The organism is Mesorhizobium sp. M6A.T.Ce.TU.016.01.1.1, assembly GCF_003997065.1.
Classification (GTDB): Bacteria; Pseudomonadota; Alphaproteobacteria; order Rhizobiales; family Rhizobiaceae; genus Mesorhizobium; species Mesorhizobium mediterraneum.
Genome location: NZ_RZTJ01000011.1, coordinates 129,995 through 148,895, shown reverse-complemented (window position 1 = coordinate 148,895; position 18,901 = coordinate 129,995). Strand labels below are relative to the sequence as shown.

The window sequence follows — 18,901 nt, the reverse complement described above, 5'->3', positions numbered from 1 at the left end:
ACAATCTTGGTTCGATCAGGCGTTAACCTGGCTTCCGGCTGTAAAATCAGCCGGAGGCCAGCGCTCGGGAGGAGCGTATTCGTAGCTCAATCACTCGCAGTCGTGGACTGCTGCAGCTTCTCCTTGGCACCGAACGCCAGGGCTTTCAGGATCAATGCACAGGATGTGGCGCCGGCGTCGAGCACGCCGAGCGAGCGTTCGCCCAGGCGGCTGGCGCGGCCAATCCTTGCAACCAGATCCTTTGTGGCGTCACGGCCTTTTTCGGCTGCGACGACGAGCCCATCCAGAGCTTCCGGGAACGGCTTGCCGTCGGCGTTGGCGCCGTCGAACGCTTCGATCGCCGGCACGAGCGTATCGAGAAGCGTCTTGTCGCCAACCTTGGCCGATCCGATCGCCTGGATGCCGTCGAGACCACTGGTGAGCATGGCGCTGAAAGTCCGGGCATCGATGGATGGAGATTTCTCGATCGTTTCGGCGAATTGCGTGAACATGACGCCATAGAGCGGCCCCATGGAGCCGCCGATCTCGGTCATCAGCACCGTGCCCAGCGTATCAAAGGCGGTGGCCAGCGACATGTCGTTGCCCCTGATCCGCTCCGCAGCCATGCCGAAGCCCTTGGCCATGTTGACGCCGTGGTCGCCGTCACCGATCTTGCCGTCGATCTCGCTCAAATAGGCCCGGTTTTCGATGATCCGATCGGCGATCGAAAGAACGATGTCGCCAGCGGAAGCGTTGTCAAACTGCTGCATTCGCCTGCTCCTAAAGCCTTGCGGGACAATCGACATCCACGTCCAGCAGCCTTTTCAGCTCGGCGTCGAGCGCCATGACCGTGAGTGTGGCGCCGACCATTTCCAGCGAGGTGAAATAGTTGCCGATGTAGGTCTTGTAGATGGCTAACCCGCGTCCGGTGATTTCCTGCTCGATCGTATCGTGGAGGATGTAGAGCTCGTTGACCGGCGTTGCGCCGAGGCCGGACACAAGAACCGCAACTTCGGTTCCGGCCGCAAGATCGTGATCATCCAGCACGATCCTGACCATCTGCTGCGCTATTTCGACCGCGGACTTCAGCGGCTCGACCCTTACGCCCGGCTCACCATGATGACCGATGCCGACTTCCATCGTGCCCGGCTCGATCAGGAAGTTGGGATGCCCCACGGCAGGCAGCGTGCAAGGGCCAAGGCCAACGCCGACGGAGCGGCAATTGTCGATCGCCCGCTGCGCCGTTGCCTGCACGTCCTCGAGGCTGGCACCTTGCTGGGCCTTGGCGCCGGCGCATTTCCACATGAAGATCTCGCCGGCGACGCCTCGGCGCTTCTCACGCTCATCCGGTCCGGCCGAGCATACATCGTCGTTGGCGACGACGGTTGCGATCGTAATGTCCTCCTTGGCCGCGAGCTTGACGGCCATCTTCACATTCATGTTGTCGCCGGCATAATTGCCGTAGAGGCAAACGACACCCTTGCCGCCATTCGCCTCCCTTGCGGCGTCAAGGAAGCTCTTTGCCGTCGGCGACGAGAAGAGCTCGCCGACCGCGACCGCGTCCAGCATGTTGCGGCCGGTGTAGCCGATGAAGGCAGGCTCATGGCCGGAGCCGCCACCGGTGATCACGCCGACCTTGCCGCTGACCGGCGCATGGCGGGCTGCGATGACGCGCGGGTTGCTGCCGAGCCTGACGATGTCGGCATGCGCCTTGACGAAGCCCTTGACGGTGTCTTCGACGACCTCGTCGGGATTGTTGATGAACCGCTGCATTGTTGCTCCAATCCTGCGCCGGTCAGACAATGGTGTAGCCGCCATCGACCAGAAGGTCGGCGCCATTGATCATGTCGGCGCCGTTCGATGCCAGGAACACCGCCGCGGCGGCTATCTCTTCCGGGAAGGCAAAGCGGCCGGTCGGAATGCGTTGCTTCAGCGCCTCCCCGCGCGGCCCGTCCCAGGCCTTTCTGCCGAGGTCGGTCAGCACCACCGTCGGCGAGATCGTGTTGACCGTGATGCCGTGCTTGCCCCATTCGGCGGCCAGTGTCTTGGACAGGCCGATGACGCCGAATTTCGAAGCGCAATAGGCGACGTGCTGGTCGATCGCGACAGTGCCGGCCTGCGAGGCCATGTTGATGATCTTGCCGCCCTTGCCGGCTTTGATCAGGACGCGTCCGGCGGCCTGGGAAACAAGGAACGTTCCCTTGAGATTGATATCGATGGTCCTTTCCCAGGCATCGAGGCTGAGGTCCTCGGCGGGAGCGAGCAGGGCGACGCCGGCGCTGTTGACGACGATGTCGATATGGCCGAAGGCGGCTTGCGCCGCAGCAAACACGGCTTCCACCGATTGCGGATCCGACACGTCGCAGACGAAGGATTTCGCGCCGTTGCCGAGTTCGTCGGCCTTCGATCTCGCAACCGATTCATTGATATCGATCACCCCGACGACAGCGCCCTTCGCGGCAAACGCCGACGCTATGGCGCTGCCGATGCCGGAGGCGCCGCCGGTGACCAGAGCGACCTTGCCGCCCAGCGAAAAATTGAGATCAACCTGTATTGAATCCGTCATGGTGCTCTTCCCGGCTTGTTGGAAAGTGGGGCGGGCAAGAGAGCCCGCCCCACGGCTGGATTACTTGCGCGTCGCAAGCAGCTGGTCGACGTTTTCCGCCGTCACCGGCGTCCACGGCACATTGTAGATCTTCTCCTTGCCGTCGTTCCACGGCATGTCCTTGTAGGTTGCCCAGATGTCGGACTGCGGCTTGTAGTCCCCCTTCTTGGCAGCGAAGATGGCAAGGTCGAGCGCACCTTGAGCCTGGGCGCGCGCGTCCTGAAGGATCGAGGTCATTTCACCGGCCTTGACGGCGTGGAGCGCATCGGTAATGCCGTCGATGCCGGCAATGGCGAAGCTCTTCACGTCGAGGCCAGCGGCCTTGATCGCTTCGATGGCGCCAAGCGCCATTTCGTCATTCTGGCCAATCACGCCGTTGATCTGGTTCGGATGCGAGGTGAGCCAGTTTTCCATGAGCGTCTGGGCTTCGGCGCGCGACCAGTTTGCGGTCTGGTCTTCAAGGATCTTGACATCCGGGCACTCGGCAAGCGCTTTCTTGTTGCCTTCGAGACGGGAAATCTGCGCGGACTGGCCGACCGGTCCTTCGAGGATGACCACATTGCCCTTGCAACCGATCTTGTCGAGCACGGTCTTGGCTTCCATGTAGCCCGAGATCGTGTCGTCGGACCCGACATAGGAGGTCAACAGATCGGAATTGACGCGGGTGTTCGAACCGACAACCGGAATGCCAGCATCGGCTGCCGTTTGCACGGCTGCCGCGCCGGCGTCGACGTCGATCGGAGCGAAGATGATCGCATTGTACTGCTGGGTGACCATCGTCTTGAACTGGTCCTGCTGGACCAGGGCATCATAGCGGCCGTCGAAGACCGTCAGCTCAACTTCGCCGCTCTTGACGGCCGGGTGCTCCTGAAGCGCTGCCGACCAGATCTGCATGAACTCCGCATTCAATCCGTAAGGCGCTGCGCCGATCTTGATCTTCTCCTGCGCCATGGCCGACGAGGCCAGCAGCGCGGTCGCGGACGCGAGCGCTATCATCAATCTTTTCATTCCGTACCTCCACTTTAAGTGAGCGACCGACATGGTTCGCCTATCAACGGACACGCGCAGTGCAGGTCCGATTTCGCAAAGAGGCCTTTTGTCTGAGCATCGGATTTGGTCCGATGCTCTAAGCCCCGTAGTTTCTTTTCTGGTCAAGCATCACGGCGCCGACGATCAGGGCGCCCTTGAGAACTTGCTGGTAGTAGGATTGGATACCCATCAGATCGAGGCCGTTGTTCATGACGCCGATGATCAGCGCGCCGATCAACGTGCCCGTCACCCGGCCGATGCCCCCTGAAAGGCTGGTCCCGCCGATCACCACCGCCGCGATCGCATCCAACTCATAGGCAATGCCGGCCTGGGGAAGCGCGGAGCCGGTGCGGGCGCTGAGCAGCATCCCGGCGAGGCCGGCAAGGCCGCCGGATATGACATAGACGACGAACTGGATGCGGGTAACGTTGATGCCCGAGGTCCTGGCCGCGTGAGGGTTGCCGCCGACGGCATAGATGTAACGGCCGAAACGGGTCCGATTGAGGATCCACCAGGAGACCGCGAACACGACTGCGAGAACGACGACCGGTGCGGGTATGCCAAGGACGTTGCCTGTGCCGATCCAGCGGAATGCCGGTGTCAACGCGGGAACCGGACGACCTCCGCCATAGATGAGGGTCAGTCCGCGCGCCGCCGACAGCATGCCTAGCGTCGCCACGAAGGCCGGCACCGAAAACCGCGACACGATCACGCCGGAAACGGCACCGCAGGCAATGCCGACCAGCAGGCCGATGCCGAGACCCAGGGCGACCGGGTAGGGCGCGCCGGAAATCCCGGCGGTCGCGGAGGAGGTCACGAAGCTGGCGCTGACGATGCCGGCAAGCGCGACGACGGAGCCGACCGAGAGATCGATGCCGCGCGTCAGGATGACGAAGGTCATGCCGATGGCGAGGACACCGTTGATCGAGGTCTGCAGCAGCACGTTCGAGATGTTGCCGGCCGTCAGGAAGAACTCGTTGGAGACCGAGAGAACCGCCGCCAGGATCAGGAACGCGAGGAAGATCCCGTATTCCTGAATCAACAGCCGGCGCTGCTCCGAGCCGAGCCAGCCGCTCGCATTCCTGTTGTCGCTAACCGACATCACCGGCTCCTTTGCCGCTGAGCGAACGCCCCTGTTCATGTTGAAAGGTGGACGAGTGATTGGGCATTCGTTTCCTCCCGGCTGTAGATTCCGGCACTTCTGCCGGCGCGCATCACCATGATCCGGTCCGCCATGCCGAGGACCTCGTCGATTTCGGACGAGATCATCACGACCGTGCCGCCGGCAGCGGCGAAATCGCTGATGATCCGGTAGATTTCACGCTTGGCGCCGACATCGACACCGCGGGTCGGCTCGTCCAGAAGCAGGACTTTCGGATTGCGAAGGAACCATTTGCCGAGCACCACCTTCTGCTGGTTGCCGCCCGAAAGGCCGGAAACCGGCATCGTGTCGCGGGCAGCCTTGATCTGGAACTGCTCGCGCATGTCGCGGCTTGCTTGCGCCTCCCGAGCCCGATCCATGGCGAAGCTGGGGCTCATTTCAGGCAGGCTCGCCATGCAGATGTTTGCGCGCACGCTGTCGGAGAGATTGAGACCGGTCAGCTTGCGGTCCTCGGTGACCAGAGCCAACCCATGCGCCATGGCATCCGCCGGCTTTGAAATGGTGACCTCGATACCGTCGACCTTGATGCTTCCCGTCGATGGCTTGTCGAGCCCGAAGAGGCAGTTGAAGATTTCTGTCCGCCCGGCTCCCATCAGGCCGTAGATGCCGAAGATTTCACCCTTTCGCACCGAAAACGAAATGTCCTCGATCTTGTTGGGGCAACTGAGCCCGGCAATTTCGATACCGGGTTCTTGCGTCGGCGTGCTGGTCTTGGCGAATTCCTCCGACAGCTCGCGGCCAACGATCATGCGAATGAGCTCGGGCCGATCGATGTCCGCAAGCGCGCCGCTGCCAACATAGGCGCCGTCGCGAAAGACCGTGTAGGAATCGGCGATCTGAAAGATCTCCGACAGACGGTGGGAAACATAGACGATGCCACGCCCTTGCGCCTGCAGGCGGCGGATCGCGGCAAACAGGTGCTGCGCCTCCCGCTCGCCGATCGCCGACGTCGGCTCATCCATGAAGATGACCTCGGCGTCGTGACTGAGCGCCTTGGCAATCTCGACGAGCTGCATCTGCGCAACCGAGAGGTTCATCATGTACTGTGTGGCCCGGATATCGAATTCCAGATCGTCCAGCAGCCTTTGCGCGGACCGGTTCATCGCACGGAAATCGATGCCTCCGAAGCGCGCCTTGGGCTCGCGGCCGAGATAGATATTCTCGGCAACCGTCATGTGGGGAACAGGGCTGAGCTCCTGCTCGATAATGGCAATGCCCGACGCCAGCGCGTCGGCGGGGCTTGCGAATTCCACATCCTTGCCGCGGCGGCGGATCGAGCCGGCATCGCGGTTGAAGATACCCATCAATATCTTGAGAAAGGTCGACTTGCCGGCGCCGTTACCGCCGCACAGGGCATGGACCGTGCCGGCGCGAAGCTGGAGGCGGCCTTCGCGCAAGGCTGCAACGCCGCCAAAGGACTTTGCCAGCCCTTCCACCTCGAGCAAAAGCTCCACGTAGTCTTCCTCCCTTTGGGCATTCGGCAATCCTTTTTGGTGGGGAGCCGATCGACACGGGTAGCCTCCGCCCTGGTGCCAATGTGACAATAGTCAATATTTGTTCGACAAATGTCAAGTCGTGGATTCGGCTTGATCGTGGCGCTGGAAATCAGGGTCGAAGCGGCCGCAACATCGCACTTGCCGGGTAGGTGCCGAGACGACGGCGACCGCAACGCGCATGCCGGCCGTTCGGCCACGCAGTGCGCCGACATCTTCTGCGGCATCCATAAGGAGTCGGGCGATCTGGAATGAGTGTTTTCCCCGATCGCTTCACGCTAGATCCGATCCGTCAAATGCCGGGATCGGACGCTTTGGGGCCAATTTTCAGTGGCGCGTCGTTTTCATCCGGATTGGGGACGGGGGCTTCGTCGGGAAGTCTGTCCGGATCCGGCTCACGCACCGGCTTCGGCTCGGGAAACGGCGGTGGCGTGGGCGCCGGAGTGGGCGTTGGTTCGGGAGTGGGAAGAATGGCCATGGTGTGATTTCCTTCCGCTCGCTGCATTCTGCCTTGGCGGGTCATCGACGTCGGGTGGGATTTCTGACGCCACCCGTCGACCGGTTTCGCTCTACGGGCTGATGCACGCTGAACGACCACGCGTGCCTATGGTTCCGATACGAGCCTCCGACGATCCCGCAGGCATCAGGCGCCCGTGGCAGGACGGCGCCGTCAGAAAATTGATCGAATGGTCCCCGCATGAGGGCCTTGTCGGCGTCGTGGAGCGCCATAATTTCCATTTCAGGGTGGGACAAACTCACCTGCTGAATAGGAGGCGGTCGTGAAGCACCAAACACTTGACCAACTGCATGCCGTTGCCGACGTTCACGCTGAAGCAACAGACCTCGTGGCGACTCGAAGCCAGCGTCTCGAACGTTGGGCGAAACTGCTGGAGCAAAATCCCGATCGGCGTCTCGAAGCGCTGACGGGCACCGAATACAAATCCCCTGAGATACGCGAAAAAATGCGCTACAACGACTCGCCTCTCACCGTTGCCTTCGAGGATCCGATTTTTCGCGCACAAGGCTTGAGAGATGACACCTATGGCGAAGCCAGGCGCTTCTTCGAGCTGACCGACTGGCAGTTGCACGAAATCGTCTGCCATTGCCATGTCGGCGCCACGATACGAGCGCGGTGGGCTGCCTCTCGCGTCCGTGCGGCAATGTCGGAGAGGTTCGGTTTCTTTGCCTGGCTGCGCGGAACATTCATGCATTGAAGCAGCGGGCATTGACGCTACAGGTCGGCATGTTCGGATGATGGAGGCGGCGAAGTGATTTTCACGCCTCCAACGGTCGTTGATGACGGATGTCGTTCGGGGGCGATCCGCCATCGGCGAGACTTGGATACCATCCGCGTGGGCGGGATTCAGTCGGCGGGCGCGGTGTAGCGGCGATGGACCGCTTCCGCGATGGCGGCGCGGCTTCTATGCGGATCGAGACTATCGTCATCCTCGATGATAGCCGCTTCCTCCGCAAGTTCCTTGTCCTTGACCTGGTCGCGGAACCAGGCCGAATAGTCGCCCGCGCGCAAGTGATGCTCCCAGGTGCGGTCGTCGATCCCCTCGGCGAGATGGAGGAACATCATGAGATTTTGCGCTTTCAGGTTGAGCGTGCCGTCAGCGCCGCGGAAATAGAAGCTGTTGTCGCCAAGATCGCCTTCGGCATATTTGCGTATATGGCGCTTGCGTTCCTGCCGGGGACGTTCGACCGAGATCGACCTCGCGGGATCGGCTGTCGACCGGTTCCAATACAAAACCTTGTTTTCCGGCGGCGGCACGACGCCCTCCGGCACGTCCTCGCCAATTGCGGCACAGAAGCTTTCGACGACCTTGTCGGCTTCCGGGCCAAGAGCCAGCACCGTGTCGACACCTGTCAGCACGTCGCGCGAAACCAGATCGGGATGGACTGTGACCAGAATGGTCGCCGAAAGGCTTTTTGGAAGCGCAAAGGATGTGCCGTCGCGCGCGTGCGGCAACAGGTGGTGTGCCTCGTCGATGATCAGCCAGTGCGGGCGTCCGGTGCGGGCGCGAAGCGCGGCAAGCTCCGGCAGCAGCTTGGCGAAGGCGTTTGGCCGCTCCCCGGTCTTGATCCCGAGCATGTTGACGGCGACATTGTTGGACGGCTTGGACAAAAGGTCGAAGATTTCGCGTGAGCTCGGCGGGCTTTTGGCGTCGCCAACCACCAGCACGTCCTCCAGTTCCTCGTAGTCGCCTTCCGGGTCGAGCACGCAAAACTGGAAGCCTTGCTCGACGAAGCGTTCGGTCAGGGCGGTGGCGAGGGTGGATTTTCCGATCCCGGACGTGCCGGCCAGCAGGACGCTGCCGCCGCGTGGTGAAAGGTGCATCACTGCGCCCGATCCGTCGTCCGCGCCAATCTCGATGCGTTGCCGCGCTGTGTCCAGCGAGGCGGCGTCATGCGAGATGAGGCCCTCGATCAACTCCCTCACGCCCGCGCCGCGGGCACCATTCGTCACGTGGCCCGCCGTCTCCCTCACCTTCGGCAGGGCATTGGCAACTGCAACACCGAAGCCGACGGCGCGCAGAAAGGCATGGTCGTTCTCCGCATCGCCGATGCCGACGACATTGTGGGCGGACAATTCCAGATCCTCGAGGGCAGCGGCAAGACCGGTCGCCTTGTTGACCCCGCTCGGCAGCACCATGACGGCGCCCTTGTTGAAGATTATCTCCAGCTCCAAGCCAAGGTCCTTGATCACTTCCAGCACGATGGTCTCGTTGGGCTCCCTGGTGGCGACGACGGAACGTCCCATCGACAGGGGCGCGATCTTGCGCATCATCAGCCTGTCGACGAATTCCGCCGGAGGGGCAGGCGCAAGGATGCGCTCCTTCTTCGAAGCCGGCGTGTAGACGAGCGCGCCGTTTTCGGCGACGACCTTGTCGAAAATGCCAAGCTCCGGGAAAACGCTTTCGAGGTCGGCAAGCTCGCGACCGGTCACCATTATCAACTTGCGGCCGGTTTCCTTCAGCCGCTCGAGCGCAGCACGGGTCGCATCGGAAACGATCCCGTTTTCCGCGAGTGTGCCGTCGTAGTCAGTGGCTAGCGCAAGGGCATACATCGAGCCATTGTCGGCAGCCCGAAAGCCGACCGGAGATGCTTTCTCGCCGAACTGAGCGGAAAGGCATCTGTTTCGGTGACTTCCATTGGCCGAATCCCGTCATCGTTTGTCATGGCCGCCCGCAATCATGGCTGATTGGTCCCAACGGCGCTGGCTGTCGATTGTTCCCAGCGGCGCAAGGCAAGAATCGCGGAGGCCTGGCTTTTTGGTTGAGCATTGGGTTTTCCCAAAGCTGGTACCCACTTTCTAGCCGATGATCCTGAATCCGTTCGGCTCCTGACCGTGATCGACGTCTTGGGATGTCACGCCGGAAACCGACGCTCCGGTCGGCCCTTTCCACAACCGGTTCATCATCGTCGAAACCGCGCCTTCGGCCCCGACGATCAGTGCCGTTACGGATCCGTCATCTTCGTTGCGAACCCATCCGGACAGACCGAGCCTCTCGGCCTCGGTCCGTGTCCACACGCGAAACGAGACGCCTTGCACCCTTCCACTGAGCCTGACGCGTACCGCTTTGCGCCCATCCTCCATCATGATCACCTCCGTGCCAGTGGTTTTCTCATATCTTCAACTCCCCGGCGGCGGAAAAGGCTCCGCCTTCGCATTTCCAAGGGCTTCGGCCGGCCGCCAGTCCGATCCGCTGATGTCGGCAACGGAACCATGCGGCGGCGGCTTTGTTAAGGACGGACAGCTGCAGGTTGCTGGGCTTCGGAGCCACGATTTCATGACTAACGATTCTCCAACGGGAGGCGCCATCCCGGCATCCGTTCCGACGATCGATCCAAAAGCCGCGCCGACGCTTCAGCACGCCGAGGCCGAGGTCTTCTACACAGAGGCGATCCGCGAGCTCGCCGCGACGGACATCCCCTTTCTTGTCGCCGGCACCTATGCGGTGAGCGCCTACACAGGCGTCACGCGCCAGACGAAGGACCTCGACATTTTCTGCAAGGCCGGCGACTACGCGCGCATTCTCGCGCATTTCAAGCAGGCCGGCTATGCGGTCGAGATCGTGGACGACCGATGGCTCGGAAAGGTCTTCAAAAGCACGCATTTTTTTGACGTCATATTCGCTTCAGCCAATGGCACCATGCCGGTCGGCGACCAATGGCTGGAGCATGCACGGCAAATCGAGCTGCTGGGCAGTCAGGTGCGGATCGTAGGTCCGACCGAGCTTATCTGGTCCAAGTGCTTCATCCAGGACAGAGGCCGCCACGACGGCGCCGACGTCGCTCATACAATCCTCAAGGCGCAGGATCAGATCGATTGGCACCGGCTGCTTTCCTATCTGGAGGTTCACTGGGAGGTGCTGCTGATGCAGCTTCTGAATTTCCGATGGATCTATCCGAGCGAGCGCGATCATATCCCGGCCTGGCTGCTCGACGAATTGCTTGACCGGCTCGCCAAGCAGAGGGAGTTGCCTACTCCCCGAATGAAAATCTGCCGTGGACGCCTGCTTTCGCCGACCGACTACGAGATCGACGTGAAGGAATGGGGCTTTGCCGGCGTCGGTGGAACAGGAGAATTTCGTGATGGCTGAGAAGGGCACAACCGCCACGGCAAGAGTTGGGAACGGCGGCACCGTCAGGATTGCGGCTGTCGGCGATCTGCATGTGCGTGAAGACGGCCAGGCCTCCTGCCGTGATCTCTTCGGCGAGGTCTCGCGCGAAGCGGACGTCCTCGTTCTCACTGGCGACCTCACCAATCTCGGCAAGCCCCGAGAGGCCGAAATCCTTGCGGAGGATTTGCGCGCCTGCGCAATCCCGGTCGTCGCCGTGCTCGGCAACCATGACTATGAATCCGGCGCGGTCGAAGACGTCGCCCACATCCTTCGGCAGGCAGGCGTCCATCTTCTTGACGGCCAGACGACGGAAATCAAGGAGGTCGGCTTTGTCGGCGTGAAGGGTTTCATTGGCGGTTTTGGGTCACGCATGCTCGGCTCGTTCGGTGAGCCGGCGATCAAGGCGATGGTTGCTGAAAGCGTCAGCGAGTCGATGCGGCTCGAAAACGCAATGCGGCAGGTTCGCACCGAACGCACGCTCGTCGTCCTGCACTACGCTCCGGTCATCGAGACGGTCGCTGGCGAGCCGTTGGAGATTTTTCCGTTCCTGGGCTCGTCGCGCCTGGCGGAGACGATCGATCGGTTCAAGGTCACCGCCGTGGTGCATGGCCACGCGCATCGCGGCGTCTATGAAGGCCGCACACCCGGTGGTGCCCCGGTATATAACGTCGCCATGCACGTGGCGAAGCCGACCGGCCGCCCTTACGCCTTGCTCGAAATCTGAAACTCCCTGCGCGTTGTTAGAGCGGGACGCGTTCAAGTTGAACTAGACATCCCGCTCTATCTGTTTGTTTTAGCCGCATTTCTGCGACGCCAAGTGATTCCGCTTGGCTGCAAAATACTCTAGCGGTCGATCTCGCCGAATACGATATCGAGCGACCCGATGATCGCAGCGACATCGGCGATCATGTGCCCCCGCGACAGAAAATCCATCGCCTGCAGATGGGCAAAGGACGGCGCCCGGATCTTGCATCGATACGGAGTATTGCTGCCATTCGAAACCAGATAGACGCCGAACTCGCCCTTCGGCGCCTCCACGGCGGCGTAGACTTCTCCAGCGGGCACGCGAATACCCTCCGTGTAGAGTTTGAAATGGTGGATCGTCGCTTCCATTGAGCGCTTCATCGTCGCTCGCGGCGGCGGAGTGATCTTCTGGTTCGGGATCGCGACCGGCCCGCGGCCTTCGGGCGCTCTCAATTTCTCCAGGCATTGCTTCATGATCCGGACCGATTGGCGCATTTCTTCCATGCGGACGAGATAGCGGTCATAGCAGTCGCCGTTCTTGCCGACCGGAATGTCGAAATCCATCTCGGGGTAGCATTCATATGGCTGTGCCTTGCGCAAATCCCATGCCGCTCCCGATCCGCGCACCATGGGGCCGGAGAAGCCCCAGGCCCAGGCGTCGTCCTGCCCGATCACACCGACATCGACATTGCGCTGCTTGAAGATGCGGTTGCCGGTGAGCAATTCGTCGAGGTTGTCGCAGACCTTGAGGAACGGGTCGCAGAAAGCCCAGATGTCGTCCAGAAGCTTCGGAGGCAGGTCTTGGTGCACGCCGCCGACCCTGAAATAATTCGCATGCATGCGGGCGCCGGAGGCGCGCTCGTAAAAGACCATCAGCTTCTCGCGCTCGGCGAAACCCCAGAGCGGCGGGGTCAGCGCGCCGATGTCCATGGCCTGGGTCGTGACGTTGAGGAGATGTGACAAGAGCCGGCCGATTTCGCAAAAGAGAACACGGATAAGCTGTCCGCGCTTCGGCACCGATATTTCGAGCAGCTTCTCGGCGGCGAGGCAGAACGCATGCTCCTGGTTCATCGGCGCCACGTAATCGAGCCGGTCGAAATAGGGCAAGGCCTGCAGATAATTCTTGTACTCGATGAGTTTTTCCGTGCCGCGGTGGAGCAGGCCGATGTGGGGATCGGCGCGGTCGACGATCTCGCCGTCCAGTTCCAGCACCAGCCGCAGGACGCCGTGAGCAGAAGGATGCTGCGGCCCGAAGTTGAGGGTGAAGTTGCGAACTGCGGCTTCGACCATGACGGTGCTCCGCTGTACTGGGTCTTTACGGCCGAAGCCGGGTGCTCCGGTCAGCCACGCCCGGCCCGATCAGGTCGTTGTCTGGATGATCAGCGTCAGCATGCCATCGCCATCGATGTTGGCAGCGACAACCTGCGAGGAATCCAGCCCGCTCGCCGCCAGCGCCGTTGCTGCCTGCGGCGACGCATCGATCGAGCTCTGCAGGGTGAGCAGATCTTCAACGCTGGTCTGGGTGATCACGGCCTCGGCTTGTGTCTTGAGTTCCGGAGGCAAATCCTCGAGGGCGACGATCGCAATCCCGGTAAAGTTCTGGTCCGTGAAACCCTGATCCGGTAGCGCTTGATCCGGCAGGGCTTGGTCGGGCGGCGTTTGGTTAGGCAGGCTTGGATCGGGCAGGACTTCCGGGGCCGGGGGTGCGATTTGGGGAAGCTGCGGGTCGGTGGATTGCGCGTGGATCGGCTGCGCCAGGGCCAATCCCGAAAGGGCAGCAATTGTCGTCAACATGCGCATGATCGTTCCTTCCGTTTTCCGTTTTGCTCGGGGAGGATCACTTGGTCACCACTCAACCATTGTGCCGGATTATGGTTCCCGTCGTCACGGATATGGCCATTGGTGGAAGCTCTGCCGCATCGCTCATCCGGTCGCGCGTGGTCGAAACATGGAACGATTCCGAAAGGCATTCATTCTTCCCTAATCACACCTTGATCACAGGTTCGGCGGGGCGCTTCACCTCGAGGAGAAAGCCATGAGAATCAGCGAGTGCATGACACAGAATGTTCAGGTCGCCAGTCCGGACCAGTCCTTACGGGATGCCGCACGAGCCATGGCCGATCTTGACGCCGGTGTTCTGCCCGTCGGTGAGAATGACCGGCTGGTCGGCATGGTCACGGACCGCGACATTGCCGTCCGCGGCATCGCGGAGGGCAGAGGTCCTGACGCCAAGATCAGGGACGTGATGAGCGCGGAGGTGCAATGTTGCTTTGACGACCAGGAAGTCGACGATGTCCTTCAGAACATGGGCAATCTCAAACTGCGGCGAATGCCGGTGATCAGCCGCGACCGGCGGTTGGTTGGCATTGTCTCGCTCGGCGATCTCGCCGCGAATGGCGAGGCGGCCTGGGCCGGCGAAGCGCTGGGCGGCATTTCGCAGCCGGGCGGCGACCATTCGCAGACAGCGCACTGATGCATCATACATCATAATTGAATTCGAAGTTCCTGCTCCATCGCCGGCATCGTCGCTCGGGAACTTCGAAATCCAAAACTGCACGGTTTCACGCCTTTGCGCTACAGCGCCGTGCGCCCGTTCGCATGATCCACCGGGAAAATCGATTCCGATTTTCCGGGGTCATGCGTCGGGCCCGATGTTATGCAACGGAGAATCGATCGATGACCCACAGCCATGTTCCGTCGCCTTGGCGGCGGGCGACCTCGGCGGTCACGGTGCCATCGGGAAGATGGGTTGAGGTGAGTGCCAGGTCTCCGCTGACAACAGCCGGGGCCTGATTTCCGGCAGCAAATTTTCGGCCCGTTGCGGTGATCTCCGCGAAGAGTGCCCGGATCGCTTCCCGGCCACGCGTCAGCTGCCCTTCACCGCTGTCGACGACGGCGTTCTGCTCAAAAAGCGCGGCCATGCCGTCGATGTCTCCCACCCACTGCCGGGAAATCAGCAGGCGCTCCAAATCCTGGGGATCATGCGCCGGCTCACGGCCTGGCTCATCGGTCATGGCGACACTCCTCCGATGCTCTCATGAACTACAGGTTCTCACGAACTGCAGGGTCTCATGAGTTGCAGGCTGCCGCAAAGGCCTTGGCGGCTTGGGCACTGCCCTTGAGGGAAACATCGTAGGTGGTTTCGCCGCCGAGGTTGATGTGAAGACTGCTTCCGGATGCGATCCAGCCCAGCAGTGGATCCTTGGCGCTAGCCTTGAATACCGGCATGGACGCCAAGGTCAGGGAGACCTGGATTTCCCCGAGGTAGAGCAGCGTGGCGATCATCCTCCCCGGTCGACATCGCGGTCCGCAACTCGCCATTTGGCGGCGCCGGCGCGGCGCCGGTGGCTGCGGCCCTCGTTGAGGAAGTCGGCGATCCTTGCCGCCAACTTCGCCGAGGCGAAGGTGAGCAGCCGGTCGTGATGGACGACGGGCTCGTCGTTCTCATTGTCCCAGATCTCGAACCGGCAGCTTGGGTTCGGTATAGCTTCGAAACGGTGCTTCATATCGATGGTCCCGGTCGTTTGGTTGCCTTGGGCGGTCGAGGATGCAAGGGCATGGGCCGTGCCGTGGTGGGCAGTGCGGGCGCGCTTTCGCCAGCGCTGTTGGCAAACAGGAGAAGGTCGGCCCTGGCCCACAGCAGATAGCAGGCAAGCAATGTCAGCGGCGCGGCAACGAGGGCAGGGGAACCGCCCAACCACACCTCAGGCAAGGCGGCGCCCATCGACAGCGCCGCCGCGAGCATCGCCGGCAGGCGGTTGGCCAGCACCGCACTGCGGAACGGATCGGGCCATCCAGCCGGCCACCCGGGCACGCTGGCGCCGGGCCTGTAGGCGGCGCTGCCGAACTTGCCGAGCGCATGCAGCAGTCCGGCGGTCGCCGCCAGCACCGGCTGGCCGAACAGGAACAGTGCTGCGCCAAGCCCGATCGCGCCGATCCCCGACAGGAGATCGGCGAGGCGGTTAAGCGCTGGATCGGGGACATCCCGCCCGGCCCAGGCGCGGTGATAGACTTCGCCGCTGCAGAAGAAGACCAGCGTTGCCAACGTCAGCGCCACCGCACTGCTGCTGCCAGCGAAATTGTCGAACAGCGCGGCGCCGCCGCGCATGCCGGATCCCTGAGGGGCGGCGAGCTGGATCGTGACGCCCATCACCAGCCCGAGCGCGTTGCCAAGATTGTAGTAGCCGCCAGGACCGGCCATACGCGCCCGGATCGCCGCCGCAAATCGTGAAAGCGCCTCCGCGGTCCGGCCAGGACCCGCAGCCTTCGGTTTCGCGTCGAGACTCGACGGCTCGAAGGACAAGAGCTCGGCCAGCGCCGAGGCAGTGCGCCATTCGGATAGCGCGTCGTCCCGGCGGAGTGGCGCGTAATCGTTGTCGAATCGCATCGAACCCTCCTCGTCATGGAGCCGACGGTTCCGGAGAGCTCGAGGCCTCCGGTGATCGGCTGTGATCGACGGACCGAGGTTCTGCGACCCCGGCTTACGGATGGCTTACGGGCGTTTGGATTATGCCTTTGGCAGCGGCACGCCCGCGCGGTGTCGGCTCGGGTATGGGATAGACCAGCCGCGAGAACGGCGCCCGGCCGGCGACCGAAAAATAATTGCCCTTGGCATAGCGAAGTTCCGGCACGAATTGCGGGTCGAGCCCGTCAAGTGAGCGGGCAAGCGTCGTGGCGCCAAGCCCGGCGGCGTTGATGAAGCGCGGTGGCGATCTCAAAGCGCTCGCCGCTGGTGCTGTCGACTGTGTCGAGAACCATGCGTCCACCCTCGAGGCGGCCGCAGACGATGCGGGTGTTGAGGCTGAGTGCCGCCCCGTGCTCCTCTACGTCGCCCCGCAAAGCAAGCATCAGGGCGTGGCTGATGCCGGTGGCGGGCGACAGCAGGGCGGCGGCCGTGCACCGCAGCTTGGGCTCCAGCGCGCGTGCCTCTGCTGCGGTCAAGGGTGTCAGGTCGCCCGCGCCGCAAGCAGAGGCGTTGGCCAGGATGGAAGCAAGCGCCGGCTCCTGTTCGGCATCTGTGGCGACGATGAGCTTGCCGCAGCGCGCATGCGGAACCGCCCGCTCCTCGCAATAACGGTAAAGCTGCTCCCGGCCTGCCACGCAGAGCCGGGCCTTCTGCGATCCGGCCGGATAGTAGATGCCCGCATGGATGACCTCGGAATTGCGCGAGCTGGTCCCGGTGCCGATGGCGTTCTCGGCTTCGAGGATCAGGGTGTCCAGGGCCGCGTTGCGCCATCTCTCGCGCAATCGCGAGGCCAATGACGCCGGCGCCGGCCACGATGCAGTCGACATGGTCCATGATCGGGCCACCTCAGCCTTGTTGTTGTGCTGCCGGTGAGCCGTTCGACGATCACGATCCGGCGATGCGCATAGGCGGCTCCGCGCAGGTTCTCGCGTTCTGCGACCTCGAAGCTGAAATTCAGCATGTCTGCGTCCACCCGCCAGCCCTTCCGAAAGGGCTTGACACCCTTATGAGAAACAGATGCATCCAACAGCATAATGCAAGAGGCGATGCGCGCCGAACGGCGGCAGGGCCTAGTCCCGGCATGCAGGACAGGAGCCATCATGGACGCACGACCGAATTCTCCCGAAGCCCGCGACATCAGCTACCACATGCACGCCTACACCAATGCCCGCAAGCATGAGGAGGCAGGGCCGCTCATCATCGAGAAGGGCGACGGCATCTATGTCGAGGATCTGGCCGGCAACCGCTACATCGAGGCGATGGCCGGGCTCTGGAGCGTCGCGGTCGGCTTCTCGGAGAAGCGGCTGGTCGATGCGGCGGTGCGCCAGATGTCCAAGCTGCCTTATTATCACGACTTCGGCTCCAAATCGCATTCGCCGCTGATCGATCTCGCCGAGAAGCTGGTGCAGATGGCGCCGGTGCCGATGAGCAAGGCGTATTTCACCAATTCCGGCTCCGAGGCCAACGACACGGCCATGAAGATGATCTGGTACCGGTCGAATGCGCTCGGCCAGCCGGCACGCAAGAAGATCATCAGCCGCATTCGCGGTTATCACGGCGTCACCATCGCCTCGGCAAGCCTGACCGGCCTGCCCAACAATCACATTTCCTTCGACCTGCCGATCGCCAGTGTGCTGCACACGTCGACGCCGCACCATTGGCGCGAGGCGCTGCCAGGCGAGAGCGAAGAGCAGTTTTCGAGCCGGCTTGCCGACGACTTGGAAAAGCTGATCCTGGCCGAGGGCCCGGAAACCATCGCCGCCTTCTTCGGCGAACCGATCATGGGCGCCGGCGGCGTCATCGTTCCCCCGGCCGGCTACTGGGAGAAGATACAGGCGGTGCTGTGGAAATACGACATCCTGCTCGTCGCCGACGAGGTCATCTGCGGTTTTGGCCGAACCGGCGAGATGTTCGGTTCGCAGACCTTCGGCATCAGGCCTGACATCATGGTGCTGTCGAAGCAGATCTCTTCCTCCTACCTGCCGATCTCGGCCCTGCTGATCAACGAGAAAATGTTCGAGCCGATTGCCGACGAAAGCAATCGGATCGGCACCTTCGGTCATGGCTTCACCGGCGGCGGCCATCCCGTCGCGGCGGCGGTCGCGCTCGAGAACCTGAAGCTGATCGAGGAGCGCGACCTTGTCGGCAATGCGCGCACGGTCGGCGCGCATATGCAGAAACGGCTGCGCAACCTCGCTTCGCACCCGCTTGTCGGCGAGGTGCGTGGCGTCGGCCTGATCGCGGCGGTCGAACTGGTCGGCGATAAGGTGACCAAGACGCCGTGGGAGACGGCCGGCGCGCTGGGCGGGCTTGTCAACGGCTTCATGCAGCAGAACGGCGTCATCTCGCGCAACATGGGCGACGCGCTGGCCTTCTGCCCGCCGCTGATCATCACCGAGCCCCAGGTCGATCAGATGATCGACGCGTTTGAAAGATCGCTCGAAGCCGCGGTCAAGCAGGTCGGATCACAGAGCTGATCAGGTCGTCCAAAGCCAGAGCTGAATGGGCCTTGGTGATTGGCGAAGCCGAAGCGGTATCCAATCTCCCCCCTTGCGGGGGAGATGTCCGGTAGGACAGAGGGGGGTGTGAAGGATCGCCAACTTTCGACTTCAGCCTTGCCAACCCGAATCAGCTTGAGGGCGCGGCTGCGATCGATTGACAGGTCGGAGGGAAGCACCCCCTCTGCCTGCCGGCATCTCCCCCGCAAGGGGGGAGATCGGCAGCTTCGGCGGCGCCGCCAAGCTCGGTAATTGGTCTGAAGCGATTGCTGGGAACGATTGCCCTGGGCCACACTTG

23 protein-coding genes are annotated in these 18,901 nt (G+C 62.4%); 6 read left to right on the top strand and 17 right to left on the bottom strand.

What is annotated here, in order from left to right:
- Nucleotides 1–86: 86 nt before the first annotated feature.
- The 6 genes from dhaL to EOC94_RS20645 all read right to left on the bottom strand — a co-directional run bounded on the left by dhaL (nt 87) and on the right by EOC94_RS20645 (nt 6,229).
- A complete protein-coding gene (dhaL, locus tag EOC94_RS20670) occupies nt 87–749 on the bottom strand; it encodes a dihydroxyacetone kinase subunit DhaL (protein WP_127293107.1) in 663 nt (220 codons plus the stop codon).
- A 10-nt stretch (nt 750–759) separates the two neighbouring features.
- Entirely contained in the window at nt 760–1,752 is a 993-nt protein-coding gene (locus tag EOC94_RS20665; RefSeq protein ID WP_127293105.1) for a dihydroxyacetone kinase subunit DhaK, read from the bottom strand.
- A 22-nt stretch (nt 1,753–1,774) separates the two neighbouring features.
- Nucleotides 1,775–2,545 carry an SDR family oxidoreductase gene (locus EOC94_RS20660; protein WP_127293103.1) on the bottom strand — a complete coding sequence of 257 codons (771 nt, stop codon included), beginning with the start codon at nt 2,543–2,545 and terminating at the stop codon, nt 1,775–1,777.
- A gap of 60 nt (nt 2,546–2,605) precedes the next feature.
- Nucleotides 2,606–3,592: a substrate-binding domain-containing protein gene (locus EOC94_RS20655; RefSeq protein WP_127293101.1), complete on the bottom strand. Its 987-nt coding sequence runs from the start codon at nt 3,590–3,592 to the stop codon at nt 2,606–2,608.
- Between the two features lie 118 nt (nt 3,593–3,710).
- On the bottom strand, nt 3,711–4,715 hold the full coding sequence (locus EOC94_RS20650; RefSeq protein ID WP_095489258.1) for a sugar ABC transporter permease: 1,005 nt from the start codon (nt 4,713–4,715) through the stop codon (nt 3,711–3,713).
- Between the two features lie 35 nt (nt 4,716–4,750).
- Nucleotides 4,751–6,229, bottom strand: coding sequence for a sugar ABC transporter ATP-binding protein (locus EOC94_RS20645; protein ID WP_095489123.1), 1,479 nt, complete (start codon nt 6,227–6,229; stop codon nt 4,751–4,753).
- A gap of 132 nt (nt 6,230–6,361) precedes the next feature.
- Between EOC94_RS20645 and EOC94_RS34140 the strand changes: the two genes are divergently transcribed.
- Nucleotides 6,362–6,523, top strand: a complete 162-nt coding sequence (locus EOC94_RS34140; protein ID WP_158302706.1) for a hypothetical protein — start codon at nt 6,362–6,364, stop codon at nt 6,521–6,523.
- 37 nt (nt 6,524–6,560) lie between these two features.
- On the opposite strand, the gene EOC94_RS20640 is transcribed toward EOC94_RS34140, so the two are convergent.
- Complete coding sequence (locus EOC94_RS20640) at nt 6,561–6,746, bottom strand: hypothetical protein (protein WP_095489125.1); 186 nt, start codon at nt 6,744–6,746, stop codon at nt 6,561–6,563.
- A gap of 301 nt (nt 6,747–7,047) precedes the next feature.
- Between EOC94_RS20640 and EOC94_RS20635 the strand changes: the two genes are divergently transcribed.
- The gene (locus tag EOC94_RS20635; RefSeq protein WP_095489126.1) at nt 7,048–7,482 is read left to right on the top strand and encodes a hypothetical protein; all 435 of its coding nucleotides are present in this window, start codon (nt 7,048–7,050) and stop codon (nt 7,480–7,482) included.
- Nucleotides 7,483–7,631: 149 nt separating this feature from the next.
- Here EOC94_RS20635 and EOC94_RS20630 read toward each other — a convergent pair whose 3' ends face one another.
- Both EOC94_RS20630 and EOC94_RS20625 read right to left on the bottom strand, forming a co-directional pair.
- Nucleotides 7,632–9,338: an HAD family hydrolase gene (locus EOC94_RS20630; RefSeq protein WP_127293099.1), complete on the bottom strand. Its 1,707-nt coding sequence runs from the start codon at nt 9,336–9,338 to the stop codon at nt 7,632–7,634.
- 246 nt (nt 9,339–9,584) lie between these two features.
- Complete coding sequence (locus EOC94_RS20625; RefSeq protein ID WP_127293161.1) at nt 9,585–9,869, bottom strand: acylphosphatase; 285 nt, start codon at nt 9,867–9,869, stop codon at nt 9,585–9,587.
- A 193-nt stretch (nt 9,870–10,062) separates the two neighbouring features.
- Between EOC94_RS20625 and EOC94_RS20620 the strand changes: the two genes are divergently transcribed.
- Both EOC94_RS20620 and EOC94_RS20615 read left to right on the top strand, forming a co-directional pair.
- Nucleotides 10,063–10,875, top strand: a complete 813-nt coding sequence (locus EOC94_RS20620) for a hypothetical protein (protein WP_095489259.1) — start codon at nt 10,063–10,065, stop codon at nt 10,873–10,875.
- The gene (locus EOC94_RS20615; protein ID WP_095489129.1) at nt 10,868–11,620 is read left to right on the top strand and encodes a metallophosphoesterase; all 753 of its coding nucleotides are present in this window, start codon (nt 10,868–10,870) and stop codon (nt 11,618–11,620) included. The genes EOC94_RS20620 and EOC94_RS20615 overlap by 8 nt, the downstream gene beginning before the upstream one ends.
- A gap of 119 nt (nt 11,621–11,739) precedes the next feature.
- Here EOC94_RS20615 and EOC94_RS20610 read toward each other — a convergent pair whose 3' ends face one another.
- Both EOC94_RS20610 and EOC94_RS20605 read right to left on the bottom strand, forming a co-directional pair.
- Nucleotides 11,740–12,930 (bottom strand): NADH-quinone oxidoreductase subunit D, encoded by a 1,191-nt coding sequence (locus EOC94_RS20610; RefSeq protein ID WP_127293097.1) that lies wholly within the window; start codon nt 12,928–12,930, stop codon nt 11,740–11,742.
- 69 nt (nt 12,931–12,999) lie between these two features.
- Nucleotides 13,000–13,440, bottom strand: a complete 441-nt coding sequence (locus EOC94_RS20605; protein ID WP_127293095.1) for a hypothetical protein — start codon at nt 13,438–13,440, stop codon at nt 13,000–13,002.
- 235 nt (nt 13,441–13,675) lie between these two features.
- Here EOC94_RS20605 and EOC94_RS20600 point away from each other — a divergent pair, with 235 nt between their 5' ends.
- Complete coding sequence (locus EOC94_RS20600; protein WP_127293093.1) at nt 13,676–14,113, top strand: CBS domain-containing protein; 438 nt, start codon at nt 13,676–13,678, stop codon at nt 14,111–14,113.
- 181 nt (nt 14,114–14,294) lie between these two features.
- Here EOC94_RS20600 and EOC94_RS20595 read toward each other — a convergent pair whose 3' ends face one another.
- From EOC94_RS20595 to EOC94_RS20575, 6 genes are all read right to left on the bottom strand, one after another.
- Nucleotides 14,295–14,654, bottom strand: coding sequence for a nuclear transport factor 2 family protein (locus tag EOC94_RS20595; protein ID WP_127205528.1), 360 nt, complete (start codon nt 14,652–14,654; stop codon nt 14,295–14,297).
- A gap of 55 nt (nt 14,655–14,709) precedes the next feature.
- On the bottom strand, nt 14,710–14,925 hold the full coding sequence (locus tag EOC94_RS20590) for a hypothetical protein (protein ID WP_095489134.1): 216 nt from the start codon (nt 14,923–14,925) through the stop codon (nt 14,710–14,712).
- The gene (locus EOC94_RS20585; RefSeq protein ID WP_095489135.1) at nt 14,922–15,146 is read right to left on the bottom strand and encodes a hypothetical protein; all 225 of its coding nucleotides are present in this window, start codon (nt 15,144–15,146) and stop codon (nt 14,922–14,924) included. Before EOC94_RS20585 ends, EOC94_RS20590 begins: the two co-directional genes overlap by 4 nt.
- Complete coding sequence (locus EOC94_RS20580; protein WP_127293091.1) at nt 15,143–16,027, bottom strand: hypothetical protein; 885 nt, start codon at nt 16,025–16,027, stop codon at nt 15,143–15,145. The genes EOC94_RS20585 and EOC94_RS20580 overlap by 4 nt, the downstream gene beginning before the upstream one ends.
- Before the next feature lie 94 nt (nt 16,028–16,121).
- On the bottom strand, nt 16,122–16,358 hold the full coding sequence (locus EOC94_RS34605; protein ID WP_245465612.1) for a hypothetical protein: 237 nt from the start codon (nt 16,356–16,358) through the stop codon (nt 16,122–16,124).
- Nucleotides 16,291–16,932: an FAD-dependent oxidoreductase gene (locus EOC94_RS20575; RefSeq protein ID WP_245465611.1), complete on the bottom strand. Its 642-nt coding sequence runs from the start codon at nt 16,930–16,932 to the stop codon at nt 16,291–16,293. The genes EOC94_RS34605 and EOC94_RS20575 overlap by 68 nt, the downstream gene beginning before the upstream one ends.
- Nucleotides 16,933–17,205: 273 nt before the next feature.
- Here EOC94_RS20575 and EOC94_RS20570 point away from each other — a divergent pair, with 273 nt between their 5' ends.
- Nucleotides 17,206–18,582, top strand: coding sequence for an aspartate aminotransferase family protein (locus tag EOC94_RS20570; RefSeq protein WP_127293089.1), 1,377 nt, complete (start codon nt 17,206–17,208; stop codon nt 18,580–18,582).
- Nucleotides 18,583–18,901 lie beyond the last annotated feature (319 nt).